Genomic DNA, 14,162 nt, shown 5'->3' with positions numbered 1-14,162 from the left:
GCGAATCTCCGATCTTATTATCCGCGCTACTAAGGCGGGTCTACCGCCACTGGATACACATGAATAAAACGCTGATTATTGCCGAGAAGCCCTCGGTGGCCCTTGATATATCACGCGCCTTGGGAGGCTTCGCGCGCGAGGGCGACTATTTTGAAAGCGAACGTTACGTCCTCGCATCGAGCATCGGTCATTTGCTCAGCTTGGTCGCGCCCAACGATCCGGTCAAGGGGAAATGGAGCTTCACCCACCTGCCCGTGATCCCGCCTGAATTCGAGCTGGGCCCCACCGACAAGAAGTCCGCGGAGCGCCTGAAGCTGCTGGTCCGCCTGGCCAAGCGCAAGGACGTGGACGCCATCATCAATGCCTGTGACGCGGGACGCGAGGGCGAACTGATCTTCCGCTACATCATTCAGTACGCGGGCGTGAAAAAACCGATCCAGCGCCTGTGGCTGCAATCGATGACCCAGGCCGCCATCCGCGAAGCCTTCGCCAACCTGCGCGACGACGTCCTGCTCAAGCCGCTGGAAGCGGCCGCCCGGTCGCGCGCCGAGGCCGACTGGCTGGTGGGCATCAACGGCACGCGCGCCATGACCGCCTTCAACAGCAAGGACGGCGGTTTCTTCAAGACGCCGGTGGGCCGGGTGCAAACGCCCACGCTGGCCATCGTGGCCGAGCGCGAAGAGCGCATCCGCCGCTTCGTGCCGCGCGATTACTGGGAAGTGCGCGCGCAGTTCGTGGCCGCCGCCGGCCTGTACGAAGGCCGCTGGATCGACCCCGACTTCAAGAAAGACGAACGCGACCCCGAAAAGCGCGAATCGCGCCTGTGGTCGCTGGCCGCCGCGCAGAGCGTGGTGGCCGCCTGCCGCGACCAGCCCGGCAATGTCACCGAAGAATCCAAGCCGTCGACCCAGATGTCGCCGGCCCTGTACGACCTGACGTCCCTGCAGCGCGAAGCCAACGGCCGCTTCGGCTTTTCGGCCAAGACCACGCTGGCGCTGGCCCAGACCCTGTACGAACGCCACAAGGCGCTGACCTACCCGCGTACCGATTCGCGCTACCTGCCCGAGGACTACATCGCCACCGTGCAGGAAACCATGCGGGCGCTGGCCAAGGGCGGCTCCAACGCGGTGGGCGGCCTGGCCCGCCACGCGGACACGGTGGTCGGCAAGCAATGGGTGAAGCCGAACCGCCGCATTTTCGACAACAAAAAGGTGTCGGATCACTTCGCGATCATCCCGACGCTGCAGATTCCGCACGACCTCAGCGAGGCCGAGGGCAAGCTGTACGACCTGGTGCTCAAGCGCTTCCTGGCGGTGTTCTTCCCCGCCGCGGAATACCGCGTCACCACGCGCATGACCGAAGTGCAGGGGCACCGCTTCCGCACCGACGGCAAGGTGCTGGTCAACCCGGGATGGCTGGCCGTGTACGGCAAGGAAGCCCAGGGCGAGGACGCCAACCTGGTGCCGGTGGCGGACGGCGAGACCGTGCGCACCGAGGACGTGGAAGCCGTGGGCCTGACCACCAAGCCGCCGGCGCGCTTCAACGAAGGCACGCTGCTGTCGGCCATGGAAGGCGCCGGCAAGCTGGTGGACGACGAAGAACTGCGCGAAGCCATGTCCGAGCGCGGCCTGGGCACCCCGGCCACGCGCGCCGCCATCATCGAAGGCCTGCTCAACGAAGTCTATCTGCGCCGCGAAGGCCGCGACCTGGTGCCCACCGCCAAGGCGCGCCAGTTGATGACGCTGCTGTCCGGCCTGGACGTCTCCGAACTCACGTCGCCCGAACTGACCGGCGAATGGGAACACAAGCTCAAGCAGATCGAGCAGGGCGGGCTGGACCGCGCCGCGTTCATGCGCGAAATCGCGCAGATGACGCAGGTGATCGTCAAGCGCGCCAAGGAATACGAGCGCGACACTGTGCCCGGCGACTACGCCACGCTGCAGACGCCGTGCCCGAAATGCGGCGCCGTGGTGAAGGAGAACTATCGCCGCTTCGCCTGCACCGCCTGCGATTTCTCCATCGGCAAGCACCCGGGCGGCCGCACCTTCGAACTGCCCGAAGTGGAAGAGCTGCTGGCCAAGCGCGAGATCGGTCCGCTGCAGGGCTTCATCAGCAAGATGGGCCGCCCGTTCGCCGCCATTCTGCGCATCAGCGACGAGTACAAGCTGGAATTCGACTTCGGCCAGAACGACGAGGACGACAACGAGGCCGTGGACTTCTCCGGCCACACGCCGGTGGGCAAGTGCCCCAAGTGCCAGTCGCGCGTGTTCGAGCACGGCATGAGCTACGTCTGCGAGAAATCCGTCGGCCCCGAAAAGAGCTGCGATTTCCGTTCGGGCAAGGTCATCCTGCAGCAGGAGATCTCGCGCGAACAGATGGAAAAGCTCTTGACCGACGGCCGCACCGACCTGCTCGACGGCTTCGTCTCCAGCCGCACGAACCGCAAGTTCAAGGCCTTCCTCGTCCGCCAGCCGGACGGCAAGATCGGCTTCGAGTTCGAACCGCGTCCCGAAAAACCGGGGCGCGCGGGCGCGCCGGCCAAGACAGCCACGAAGACGGCAGCCAAGACCGCCGCGAAGAAGGCACCGGCCAAGAAGGCCGCGGTGAAAAAGACCGCGACCAAGACGGCCACGAAAACCGCCGCGAAGAAGGCCGTCAAGAAGGCAGCGCCGAAGAAGACCGCGGGTGTCTGACACCCTTGGAATGCCGGTGCGGGCGGCCAGGCCGTCTCATCGGGTGTCAGACACCTGACACACTGCCAGCAGTTCCGCGACGCCCGGGCAACCGGGCGTTTTCCATTGTTGGACGCCCGATGCTGGGGTATTGTCTACGCCAAACCGCAGCAACCAGACCAAAACCGAGGATGACAATGAGCGCTAGCCCCGATTTCACCACCCGCCGCCGCGTGCTGGCCGCAGCCGGAGCGCTGGCCGGCATCGGCCTCGTCAACGGCCGCGTCGCGTTCGCCCAGCCCAAGCTCGGCCGCGTGGCCTATGGCCAGGGCAGCATCGATCCGTTCTTCGCCGCCGGCTACGTGGCGCTGAAGAAGGGCTATTTCGGCGAAGGCGGGCTCGAAGTCGAATACCTGAATTCGCAGAGCGGCCCGCGCACCAACCAGTTGCTGGCCGCGGGCCAGATCGTGTTCGGCGCCACCGCCGCCACCGCGGCGCCGGCCCTGACCCTGGCCGGCAAGCCCGCCACCCTGGTGTTCGGCTTCGACCGCAAGCTCACCTACGCCAACATCATCGTGCGCCGCGAGGACTTCGAGAGCGGCAAGATCAAATCCTTGAAGGACCTGGCGGGCAAGCGGGTGGGCGCCACCCAGCCGCAGTCCAGCACCTGGCTGATGGCGCTGTACCTGATGCAGAAAGCCGGCGTGGCCGACAAGGTCGACATCCGCCCCCTGGGCGACCTGGCCACCATGCTGGGCGCGCTCAAGACGGGATCGGTGTCCGCCAGCATGGCCACCATGTCCATGATGGAGCAGGCCCGCCAGGAAGGCTGGGGCGTGCCCATCTTCGACGCCACCACCGAGAGTTCGTGGAACGAGTTCATGGGCGGCGACGTGCCCGGCATCGCGGCCCTGACCCTGCAGGACACCATCCAGAAGCGCCCGGAAGTGGTGCAGGCCTTCGTCACGGGGCTGGTGCGGGCGCAGGACTTCATCAGCGCCAACAGCGCCGCGGCCGTCACCGACGCCATCTACGACGACTACCTCAACGCCTTCCCGCGCGAGGCGATCGAGAAGACGCTGGGCGTCTACAAGGAAACCGTGTTCCTGAAGGACAACCTCATCACCCAGGAAGCCTACGACCGCATGACGGCCATCATGGGCGACGGCCGCCAGTTCTCCAACGAGGAGATCAAGACGGTGCCCTACGACCGTTGCGTGAACATGAGCTTCGTGCGCCGCGCCCGGGGTCTCTGATGATCGAGCTGGACAAGGTCGGCAAGGCGTACCAGACGCGCCAGGCCACGACCCACGCGGTGGGCGAAGTCAGCCTGACGGTCGCGGAGGGCGAATTCGTCTCCATCGTGGGCCCTTCGGGCTGCGGCAAGAGCACGCTGCTGAACATGATCGCGGGCTTCCTGCGCCCCACCACGGGCACCATCCGCGTGGACGGCCGGATCGTGGACGGGCAGGTGCCGCCCGCGCTGGGCTACATCTTCCAGAAGGACACGCTGCTGCCCTGGTTCAGCGTGAGGAAGAACGTGGCGCTGGGCCTGAAGTTCCAGGGCGTGCCCGCCGGCAGGATCGAGCGCCGCGTGGCCGAGCTGCTGGAACTGGGCCACCTGTCGGCCTTCGCCGACGCCTTTCCGCACCAGTTGTCCGGCGGCATGCGGCGGCGCGTGGCGCTGCTGATGAGCCTGGCGGTGGAGCCGCGCATCCTGCTGCTGGACGAACCCTTCGGCGCGCTGGACACGCACACCAAGACGCACCTGCACCGCGAACTCATCGAGATCTGGCGCAAGCTGGGCCAGACCATCGTCATGGTCACGCACGACCTGGACGAGGCCATCCTGCTGTCCGACCGCGTGGTGGTGCTGTCCGGCCCGCCCAGCCGCGTGCTGCTGGACGAGCGCATCGCCATCCCGCATCCGCGCGACGTCTTCACGCTGCGCGAAACCCCGCAGTTCGTGACCCACGTGCAAAGTCTCTGGAGCGTATTGGGACAGCAGTTCCGCGCCGCCGCCTGAATCATCATGATCCCGACCGATACTTCCGATTCCCTGCAGGACCAGTTGCGGCTGGACCGCCGCGCCGGCATGGCGCGCCGGCTGCGCATCACGCTGTGGCAGGTGCTGATCCTTGCCGTCATCCTGGGTTCCTGGGAAATCCTGACGCGCATTCCGTGGTTCGCCCAGAACACCCTGTTCGACCCCTTCTTCATCAGCCAGCCCTCGCGCGTGGCGGTGCGGCTGTGGGAATGGCTGCAGCCCGGCCCCCGGTCGGTCTGGCCGCACTTGTGGCTGACCTTGCAGGCCACCATGGTGGGGCTGCTGGTGGGCGTGGGCAGCGGCTTCATCGTGGGCATGACGCTCAGCCGCAGCCGTTTCCTGGCCGACGTGTTCAACCCGTTCATCGTGGCGTTCAACTCGATGCCGCGCATCGCCTTCGTGCCGCTCATCACCATGTTCTTCGGCCTGGGGCTGGCCTCCAAGGTGGTAACGTCGTGGTTCGTGGTGTTCTTCCTGGTGTTCTTCAACACCTACAAGGGTGGCCGCAGCGTGGAGCGCGAACTGGTGGACTTCTGCCGCACGCTGGGCGGCTCGCCGCGCCAGATCCTGTGGCGGGTGCGCATTCCCACCGCCGCCGCGTGGACCTTCGCGGCGCTGCCCAACGCCATCAGCTTCGCGCTGATCGGCGTGGTGCTGGCGGAATTCGTCGGCTCCACGACGGGGATGGGCTACCTGATGATCACGGCGCTGGCGACCCTGAACGCCACCGACATGTTCGCGGCGGTGACGCTGCTGTCGGTCGTGGGTATCGCACTGGTCTATTGCGTGACCTGGCTGGAACGCCGGCTGCTGCATTGGGCGCCCGAGTTCCGAGAAGGGTGAGGACGACTGACATGAACACGCTACCGTATCTGCGCAACTTCGACCTCACCGGCCAGGTGGCCCTGGTGACCGGGTCGGCCCGCGGGCTGGGTTTCTGCATCGCGCGGGCGCTGGCCGGCTGCGGCGCGCGCGTGTTGATCAACGGCCGCAATGCGGCCGCCGCGCAGGCCAGCGCCGATGCGCTGAAACGTGACGGTCTGGACGCGCACGCGCTGGCTTTCGACATCAGCGACGACGCCGCCATGCAGGCCGCGTTCGGCCGCGTCGATACCGAACACGGCCGGCTGGACATCCTGGTGAACAACGTGGGCGCGCGCAACCGCAAGACGCTGGCCGACACCACGCCGGCCGAGATCCGCGAACTGATCGACACGGACCTGGTGGCCGGCATGCTGCTGGCCAAGTTCGCCGCCGAACGCATGGTGCGCCAGGGCGGCGGGCGCCTGATCGCCATCACCTCGGTGGTCGGCGAACTGGCCCGCCCGGGCGACGCGGTCTACCCGGCGGCCAAGCAGGGCCTGACGGGCATGGTGCGCGCGCTGGCGGCGGAATTCGGCCCGCGCGGCATCACCAGCAACGCCATCGCCCCGGGCACCTTCGCCACGGAAACCAACGCGGATATGGTCGCGGACCCGAAAATCGGGCCGCGCGTCGCTTCGCGCAACCCGCTGGGCCGCTGGGGAGAACCGGAAGAGATCGCCGGCGCCGCCGTGTTCCTGGCCTCGCCCGCGGCCTCGTACGTGAACGGCCACGTGCTGGTGGTGGATGGGGGGTTGTCGATACAGTTTTGAAACGGGCTAGGGGGGTGGGTGTCAGACACCCGGGTGCGCCGGCTTCAGTCCGAGAGAGTGTCTCGTATGGGTGTCAGACACCTGCGCGACCAGACGCCCTTTGCAGAGGAGTCTGACACCCGTACGAGACGGACTGCGCAGGTGTCTGACACCCGATGCGGCGGCGGAACAAGTTGAAGCGCCCTTCCCCGGGTGTCAGACACCAAAGACAAAATCAAGTCGTCTCATCCTGATACCACACCCCCTCGGCCAGCATCATCTTCTGGTGGCCGTGGCCCGCGGGCATCATCGGGAAGCAGTTCTCCTGCGCCGTGACCGCCACGTCCAGGAAATAGGGGCCGTCGTGCGCCAGGCATTCGGCCAGCGCCGCGTCCAGCTTTGCCGGATCGTCCACCCGGGCGGCGCCCCAGCCGAACGCCTTCGCCAACGCCACGAAGTCCGGCAGCGACGCGTTGTAGCTGTGGCTGTAGCGGCCGCCGTGGATCAGTTCCTGCCACTGGCGCACCATGCCCATGTAGCCGTTGTTGCACAGCACGACCTTGACGGGCGTCTGGTGCTGCATGGCGGTGGACAGTTCCTGGATGTTCATCAGCACCGACGCGTCGCCGCTGACGCAGACCACCGTCTTGCCGGGATGGCCGACCTGCGCGCCGATGGCGGCGGGCACGCCGTAGCCCATGGTGCCGGCGCCGCCCGAGGTCAGCCAGCGGTTCGGCTCGTCGAAGCGCAGGTACTGGGCCGCCCACATCTGGTGCTGGCCCACGTCGGTCGAGACGATGGCGTCGCGGCCTTCCAGCGCCGCGTTCAGGCGCGACATCAGGTGCTGCGGCAGGATGGCGTCGGCCGCGGGCGTGTAGCCCAGGCAGTCCTGGGCGCGCCAGGCGGCGATGCGGGACCACCACGGCGCCAGCCGCGCCGCTTCCAGGGGCTGATCGCCCAGCTCGGCGCGCAGCGCGCTCACCAGCGGCAGGCAGTCGCCCACCAGCGCCACGTCCACGCGCACCACCTTGTTGATGGAAGCGGGATCGATGTCGATGTGGATCTTGCGGGCATGCGGACAGAATTCGGACAGCTTGCCCGTGATGCGGTCGTCGAAGCGGGCGCCGATGCAGACCACCAGGTCGGCGTTGTGCATGGCCAGGTTGGCCTCGACCGTGCCGTGCATGCCCAGCATGCCGACGAATTGCGGGCTCGACGCCGGGAAGGCGCCCAGGCCCATCAGCGTCAGCGTGCAGGGCGCGCCGGTATGGCGCACCAGGTCCGTGAATGCCGCGCAGGCTTCGGGGCCGGCGTTCACCAGCCCGCCGCCGCCATAGAAGATGGGGCGCTTGGCGTGGGCGATCAGCGCGGCGGCGCGGCGCACGGCCGACTGCGGCAGCTTGGGGGCCAGCTTGCCGGCCTGGCGCCGCGCGCGCAGCGCGGCCAGCTTCTGCTGCGAGGGCGCGGCCGGGATACCGTCGTCCGCGTCGCGCGGCACGGCCAACTGCACGTCCTTCGGGAAATCCACCAGCACCGGGCCGGGGCGGCCCTGGCGGGTCAGTTCGAACGCGCGGCCCACCACACCGGCCACGTCGCCCACCGCCCGGATCTGGGTGTTCCACTTGGTCACTGAGCGCGAGATGCCGATGGCGTCGCACTCCTGGAAGGCGTCGGTGCCGATGGCGGCCGTGGCGACCTGGCCGCTGATGCACAGCACCGGGATCGAGTCGCACATGGCGTCCAGCAGCCCGGACGTGGTGTTGGCCATGCCGGGGCCCGAGGTGACGAAGACCACGCCCGTGCGGCCGGTGCTGCGGGCGTAGCCCTCGGCGGCGTGCACGGCCGCCTGTTCATGCCGCACCAGCACGTGCTTCAGGCGCGGCTCGGCGTAGAGGGCGTCGTACAGGGGCAGCACGGCGCCCCCGGGGTAGCCGAACACCGTATCCACGCCGTGGGCGATCAACGTATCGAGCAGAATTTTCGCCCCGTTGTCAGCGGGGCGATCAGAGGCGGCAAGCGCGGCGGCGGCGGTGGGGTGCAGGCGATCGTTCATGCTATCTATCTTATTGGTATATCGGAAGAATATTTATCTTCTTTTCCACCGATAACCCGTAAACGCAGTAAATTTATCTTCGATTTGGAGGAATCAAAGAAAATGAACCTGGACAAGTTTGATCTGGCGATTTTGAGGGTCCTGCAGGAGAACGCGCGCGCCAGCCTGAACGACATCGGCGCGGCGGTGGGACTGTCGTCCACGCCCTGCTGGAACCGCATCAAGCGCATGGAAAGCGCCGGGGTGATCCGCGGCTACACCGTGGACATCGACCCCGCCAGCCTGGGCTTCATGGATACGGTGATCGTCCACGTCACCCTGGAGAGCCACAGCGAGGAGACCCTGTACGAGTTCGGCCGGGCGCTGGCGCAGATTCCCGAGGTGCTGGAGGCCTTCCTGGTCTCGGGCGACTATGACTATTACATCCGCATCGCCGTGCGCGACACGCGCGACTACGAACGCCTGCTGCGCGAACAGCTCTACCGGATCCCGGGGATCCGGCACAGCAAATCGTGCTTCGTGCTGCGCCGGCTGAAGGAAACCCAGTTGCCGCTGACGGGCCCGGCGGACTGACGGCGTCAGCGCAGCACGAAATCCACCGGCTGGGCGGGCTCGGGCAGCGGCCGCACGCCCAGGCCTTCCAGCAGGTCGATTTCGATCACGCGGGCCAGGGCCGACAGCGGCAGGTCGTTCTCGTCGACGCCGAACGGATCTTCCAGCTCGTCGCCCACGGCATCCAGGCCGAAGAAGGTGTAGGCCACGATGGTGACCGCCACCGGCATCAGGTATTCCAGCGCCCCCACCAGCCCGAACGGCAGCAACAGGCAGAACAGCCACGCCGTGCGGTGCAGCAGCAGCGAATAGGCGAACGGCGAGGGCGTGAACTTGATCCGTTCGCAGGCCGCCTGGATGGCAGCGCAGGCGGCCACGCGCCGGGTCAGCCCCTCGTAGAGAATGTCGCTCAGCTCGCCGCGGCGCAGACAGGCGGCCAGGTCGCGGTTGATGGCCATGAGCAGGGCGTCCGGCACATTGCGGCATCCGGCCAGCGTCTCGGCCTCGTCCTGCTGCACCCAGGGGCGCGCCGCGGCGGCCATGTCCTCTTCGCGCAGCCGCGCCGCCAGCGCGTAGGCAAAGCCGATGCAGCGCCGCACGATGCGCTCCTGCACCGGGTTGGCGGTGCTGGCGGCCAGCAGCACCGCGCTTTCGCGCGCCAGGCTGCGCGCCTGCACGATCAGTTCGCCCCACTGCTTGCGGGCTTCCCACCAGCGGTCGTAGCAGACGTTGTTGCGAAAGCCCATGAACACGGACAGGGCCAGGCCGAACAGCGAAAACGGCACCGCCGACAGGTGCGCCGGCGAAAACCATTGCCGGTGGTACATCCACACCACCAGACAGGACAGCAGCGTGATGACGAGGATGCGGCTGAGGATGCGCGGAATGATGGAGCCGCGCAGAACGAAGAACAGGGCCAGCGCGGAAGGACGCGGACGGACGATCATGATGCGTATTCGATCGGGAACAGGGCGGCGCACACTATACGCCCGTCATCGCGCCAAATGCGCGCCGATATAATTCTGTTTCGACTCACCGCCACCGCCGCCGCCCAATGACCACCGAAGCTACTCCGATCAAGCCCTGGCACGTCGTCCGCCGCTCCAAGCTGCACGGCAACGGCGTCTTCGCCGCGCGCAAGATCCCCGCCGGCACGCGCATCATCGAATACGGCGGCGAGCGCATCAGCGCCAAGGAAGCGGACCGCCGCCACCCCACCAATCCGGACGATCCCTTCCATACTTTCTTCTTCGCGCTCAGCTCCGGCCGCGTGATCGACGGCGGCGACCAGGGCAACGACGCCCGCTGGATCAACCATTCCTGCGAACCCAATTGCGAGGCCCAGGAAGGCAAGCACGGCAAGCGCGTCTACATCGTCGCGCTGCGGGACATTCCACGCGGCACCGAACTGTCCTACGACTACGGCCTGGTCCTGGACGGCCGCATCACCAAGAAGCTCAAGGAAGGCTACCGCTGCCTTTGCGGCACGCCGCCGTGCCGCGGCACGATGCTGGCGCTGCCGGCAAAAAAGAAGAAGGCGGACAAGCCCGAAGCCGCCTCGTAAGCGGGAGGGGATCCGTCCCTCGCGGCAGGCGAAGACCCCGGGCGCAATAAGCATATTCAACGCCCCGCCCCGGACAGGCGTACAATCATCCGGTCGTTAACACGACATGCAGTACGTCTTCAGGGCGGGGTGAAACTCCCCACCGGCGGTATGCCATGCAATGTGGCGAGCCCGCGAGCGCCCGGCGTCCTTCACGGACACCGGGGTCAGCAGATCTGGTGAGATGCCAGGGCCGACGGTCACAGTCCGGATGAGAGAAGATGTGCCGGCACAAACCCGCTCGTCCAGGCGCGCCCGCGTCCAGACGATCGTATTGCGTTCGGCTGTCGAGTAGCCCTGAAACGTTTTTCGCCCCTTCAAACTTGCGAGAGCGTTTCAATGTCCAACGTTACCCTTACCCCGCAGTCCCCCATCCCCAGCCTGGCTTCGCAGCCTTTCGCCGCCCGCCTGCAGCGCGCCCTGCACCATCTGCGCCTGGGCCGGCCGGTCATCCTCATGGACGACTTCGACCGCGAAAACGAGGCCGACCTGATCGTCGCCGCCGATAAGCTGACCGTGCCCGTCATGGCCCAGTTGATCCGCGACGGCAGCGGCATCGTCTGCCTGTGCCTGCCGGGCGAAACCCTGGACCGCCTCGGGCTGCCGCCCATGGTCCAGCGCAACCAGAGCCGCTACGCCACCGCCTTCACCGTCTCCATCGAGGCGCGCGAAGGCGTAAGCACCGGCGTGTCGGCCGTGGACCGCGTCACCACGATCCGCGCCGCCATCTCCCCGGCGGCGCAAAGCGACGACATCGTCAGCCCGGGGCACGTGTTCCCGCTGCGCGCCCAGCCGGGCGGCGTGCTGGCCCGCCGCGGCCACACGGAAGGCTCCGTGGACCTGGCGGTGCTGGCGGGCCTGCGTCCGGCCGGCGTGCTGTGCGAACTGATGAACGCCGACGGCACGATGATGCGCGGCGCGGCGCTGGAGCGCTATGCCGCGCTGCACGGGCTGGTGGCGCTGACCATCGCCGAACTGGCCGACCATCTGCAACAGTTGAAGGACGGCCAGGCCGAAGCCATCGACGATGAAATCCTGGAGATGGCCGCGACGGCCTGATCCCGCGGGCGGCGCCCCCAGCCTGGAGGCGCCGCCCGGCCGTCATGCGCGGCCCCTGAGCGCCATCGCGACGACCATCGCGGCCAGGGCGCACGCGCCCCCCATCACGTACACCGCGCCATAGCCTTGCGCGCCGGCCAGCCAGCCGGCCGCCGGGCTGCTCAAGCCCAGGGCGACGTCCAGGAAGGCGACGTAGGCCCCCATGGCCGCGCCGCGGCTCGCGGCGGGCACGCGGCGCACGGCCTCCACGCCGAAGGCCGGGAAGGCCAGCGAATACCCCGCGCCCGTCAACAGGGCGCCGGCATAGGCCCTGGCCGGCGTGGCGCCCGACCAGATCAGCCACTGCCCCGCCGCTTCGATCAGCACGCATGCGAGCGCCACGCGCGCGCCGCCCAGCTTGTCCGGCAGGCCCGCGAAGAACACCCGGGCCAGGATGAAGCCGCCGCCGAACGCGGTGAACATCCACGCGGCGCCGTCCCAGCCCCGCTGCGCGAACAGCAGGCTCACGAACGCCGTGATCACGCCGAAACCGACGCTGGAAAGCGCCAATCCCAGGCCCGGAAGCAGCACCAGCCCCAGCACCTTGTAGAAGGGCGAGCGCGAGCCGCCCGCGGCGCGCACCCCGCGCAGCGGCAGCACCAGCGCCAGGGCCGCCAGCGGGATCAGCACGGTGGCCCAGGCGATGCCGGTGAAGCCGGCAACGCCGTACAGCCGCATGCCCGCCGGCGCGCCCAGCGCATAGGCGGCGTAGATGGCCACGCCCACCCAGGCCATCACGCGGCCGGCGTTCTGCGGCCCCGCGCGGCCCACGCCCCAACTGAGCGCGCCCGTGACGATGAGGCTTTCGGCGCACCCCATCAGCGCGCGTCCGGCCAGCAGGGCGGCCAGCGCCGCCTGCGGACGCGGCGACAGATCCTCGGCCAGCAGATAGAACAGGCCTGCGACCGAGCCCAGTATGAAGCCGCCCGCCACCGCCCGCTTGGCGCCGCGGCGGTCCGCCAGCGAACCCGCGTAGGCGCGCGACAACAGCGCGGCGGCGAACTGCACGCCGGCCACCACCCCGACCGCCAACGCGCCCAGCGCCAGCGCGCCGTCCACGTACAGCGGCAGCACCGGCATGGGCAGGCCGATCATGAAAAAGCCGACGAATACCGCCAGGGCCAGCGGCAACACTTGCGCGAAAACGGAACGCGCGGGTCCGTGGGCCGCGGGCAAGGCCCCGGCCGCAGATGAGTTCGACATGGATATTCCTCGATCAGGTAATTGCGGGCCCGCCGCCATCGCGCCAAAACCGGCGATGGCATAATCCGCCCTTGCGGGCAGCCGTCAGGACCGCCTGCCGAAAATTTTATGAGCGATTGCTCATGTTCGATACTCGCCTTTCACCGCAACCATGACCGCCATCCCACAGCCCCGGAAATCGCCGCGCCAGCTCAGGTCCCAGCACACCGTGGAGACGATTCTTCAAGCCACGGCTCGCATTCTGGCCACGCACGGCTATGCCGGCACCAACACCAACCTGATCGCGGAAACCGCCGGCGTCAGCGTCGGGTCGCTGTACCAGTACTTTCCCAACAAGAACGCGCTGATCGCGGCGCTGCACGACCGCCACGACAACCAGATGCTGGACGTGATCGACCAGGTCCTGGACAGCAATCCCGCCGCCACGCTGCGCGAACGCGTCGCGGCCATCGTCCAGGCCATGCTGCACGCGCATCTGCTGGAGCCCGCGCTGCACCGCGTGCTGGAACGGGAATTCCCGCTGTTCGACCTGCCGCGCGAACACAGCCGCGCCGACCAGGACATCCATCGCCGCATGCGCCACCTGCTGGAATTCCACCGCGACGAGATCGCGCAGCAGGACCGCGACCTGGCGACCTACGTGGTGCTGCGCATCATGGAGTCCCTGGTGCACGCGGCCGCGCTGGAGCCACCCGCGGGCTTTTTGCCCGCACAGCTTGAACAGGCGGTGGTGGATGCGGTGATGGGGTATCTGGGCACCCCCGCGGCCCGGCCGGCGCCGCGCAGGACGGCGGCGAAGAAAGCAGCGCGGCGCTAGGGCGCCTCGGCCATGCGGGCCAGGCAGTCGGCGGCGTCGCCGTGGACGATGCGGGCGCTGCACGCCAGCATCAGGTTCAGGCTCAGGCCGAAATCCTCGACGGTATAGCCCTCGGCGTCCACCATGCGCGACGCGCCGTCGTCGGCCGCCGCGCCCACGGCCACCTGGTCGATCAGCGACCCCGCCTGGCGGGTATAGCCCCAGACGGGCTTGCCGCAGGCGATGGCGTAGCCGACCTCGAACGCCGTGCCGGAATCGGGCTCGGCCCCTCGGAACGGATTCAGGTTCGCCATCACCAAGTCGGCGCGCCGGATCAGGGCGACGTTCTCGCGGTAGATCCATTGCGCCAGCGCCGGGCCGGACAGATTGCGGGGCGCCCGGTTGTCCAGCGGGAACAGGCCCTCGAAGCCGTGGGCGGCGGCCAGCGCCTTCAGGCGTTCGCCGTGCGCCTCGGCGTCGGGCAGGAATACGTCGAAACCGGCGAGGTACACGCTGCGCATGGCG

At 68.0% G+C, this 14,162-nt stretch carries 13 protein-coding genes and 1 riboswitch; of the genes, 9 read left to right on the top strand and 4 right to left on the bottom strand.

Translation table 11 applies throughout. From position 1 onward, the window contains the following. Positions 1-59: 59 nt before the first annotated feature. The 5 genes from AVE30378_RS16005 (at position 60) to AVE30378_RS15985 (ending at position 6,353) form a co-directional block, all read left to right on the top strand. Positions 60-2,693 carry a DNA topoisomerase III gene (locus tag AVE30378_RS16005; RefSeq protein ID WP_129241863.1) on the top strand — a complete coding sequence of 878 codons (2,634 nt, stop codon included), beginning with the start codon at positions 60-62 and terminating at the stop codon, positions 2,691-2,693. A 170-nt stretch (positions 2,694-2,863) separates the two neighbouring features. Next, positions 2,864-3,928: an ABC transporter substrate-binding protein gene (locus AVE30378_RS16000; protein WP_129241862.1), complete on the top strand. Its 1,065-nt coding sequence runs from the start codon at positions 2,864-2,866 to the stop codon at positions 3,926-3,928. Further along, positions 3,928-4,698 (top strand): ABC transporter ATP-binding protein, encoded by a 771-nt coding sequence (locus AVE30378_RS15995; RefSeq protein WP_165360201.1) that lies wholly within the window; start codon positions 3,928-3,930, stop codon positions 4,696-4,698. Before AVE30378_RS16000 ends, AVE30378_RS15995 begins: the two co-directional genes overlap by 1 nt. A 6-nt stretch (positions 4,699-4,704) precedes the next feature. After that, the gene (locus AVE30378_RS15990) at positions 4,705-5,562 is read left to right on the top strand and encodes an ABC transporter permease (RefSeq protein ID WP_129241861.1); all 858 of its coding nucleotides are present in this window, start codon (positions 4,705-4,707) and stop codon (positions 5,560-5,562) included. Positions 5,563-5,573: 11 nt separating this feature from the next. Next, complete coding sequence (locus AVE30378_RS15985) at positions 5,574-6,353, top strand: SDR family oxidoreductase (RefSeq protein ID WP_129241860.1); 780 nt, start codon at positions 5,574-5,576, stop codon at positions 6,351-6,353. A gap of 214 nt (positions 6,354-6,567) precedes the next feature. On the opposite strand, the gene ilvB is transcribed toward AVE30378_RS15985, so the two are convergent. Beyond that, a complete protein-coding gene (ilvB, locus tag AVE30378_RS15980; RefSeq protein ID WP_129241859.1) occupies positions 6,568-8,394 on the bottom strand; it encodes a biosynthetic-type acetolactate synthase large subunit in 1,827 nt (608 codons plus the stop codon). A 93-nt stretch (positions 8,395-8,487) separates the two neighbouring features. Between ilvB and AVE30378_RS15975 the strand changes: the two genes are divergently transcribed. Next, positions 8,488-8,958, top strand: a complete 471-nt coding sequence (locus AVE30378_RS15975) for an Lrp/AsnC family transcriptional regulator (RefSeq protein ID WP_129241858.1) — start codon at positions 8,488-8,490, stop codon at positions 8,956-8,958. A gap of 5 nt (positions 8,959-8,963) precedes the next feature. On the opposite strand, the gene AVE30378_RS15970 is transcribed toward AVE30378_RS15975, so the two are convergent. Next, complete coding sequence (locus AVE30378_RS15970; RefSeq protein WP_129241857.1) at positions 8,964-9,884, bottom strand: bestrophin family protein; 921 nt, start codon at positions 9,882-9,884, stop codon at positions 8,964-8,966. Between the two features lie 107 nt (positions 9,885-9,991). Here AVE30378_RS15970 and AVE30378_RS15965 point away from each other — a divergent pair, with 107 nt between their 5' ends. Both AVE30378_RS15965 and ribB read left to right on the top strand, forming a co-directional pair. Then, entirely contained in the window at positions 9,992-10,501 is a 510-nt protein-coding gene (locus tag AVE30378_RS15965; RefSeq protein WP_129241856.1) for an SET domain-containing protein, read from the top strand. A gap of 111 nt (positions 10,502-10,612) precedes the next feature. After that, positions 10,613-10,767, top strand: a riboswitch (FMN riboswitch). A 112-nt stretch (positions 10,768-10,879) separates the two neighbouring features. Continuing rightward, the gene (ribB, locus tag AVE30378_RS15960) at positions 10,880-11,599 is read left to right on the top strand and encodes a 3,4-dihydroxy-2-butanone-4-phosphate synthase (RefSeq protein WP_129241855.1); all 720 of its coding nucleotides are present in this window, start codon (positions 10,880-10,882) and stop codon (positions 11,597-11,599) included. A 42-nt stretch (positions 11,600-11,641) separates the two neighbouring features. Here the strand turns inward: ribB and AVE30378_RS15955 are convergent, their stop codons facing one another. Next, complete coding sequence (locus tag AVE30378_RS15955; RefSeq protein WP_129241854.1) at positions 11,642-12,841, bottom strand: arabinose transporter; 1,200 nt, start codon at positions 12,839-12,841, stop codon at positions 11,642-11,644. Positions 12,842-12,992: 151 nt separating this feature from the next. Between AVE30378_RS15955 and AVE30378_RS15950 the strand changes: the two genes are divergently transcribed. Next, a complete protein-coding gene (locus tag AVE30378_RS15950) occupies positions 12,993-13,658 on the top strand; it encodes a TetR/AcrR family transcriptional regulator (protein WP_129241853.1) in 666 nt (221 codons plus the stop codon). Here the strand turns inward: AVE30378_RS15950 and AVE30378_RS15945 are convergent. Beyond that, positions 13,655-14,158 (bottom strand): nucleoside 2-deoxyribosyltransferase, encoded by a 504-nt coding sequence (locus AVE30378_RS15945; protein ID WP_129241852.1) that lies wholly within the window; start codon positions 14,156-14,158, stop codon positions 13,655-13,657. The genes AVE30378_RS15950 and AVE30378_RS15945 overlap by 4 nt on opposite strands. Between the last annotated feature and the right edge of the window lie 4 nt (positions 14,159-14,162).

Source organism: Achromobacter veterisilvae (genome assembly GCF_900496975.1).
Lineage (GTDB): Bacteria > Pseudomonadota > Gammaproteobacteria > Burkholderiales > Burkholderiaceae_B > Achromobacter > Achromobacter veterisilvae.
Note: the sequence above shows the minus strand (reverse complement) of the source record. Positions and strands in the feature narration are given on the sequence as shown.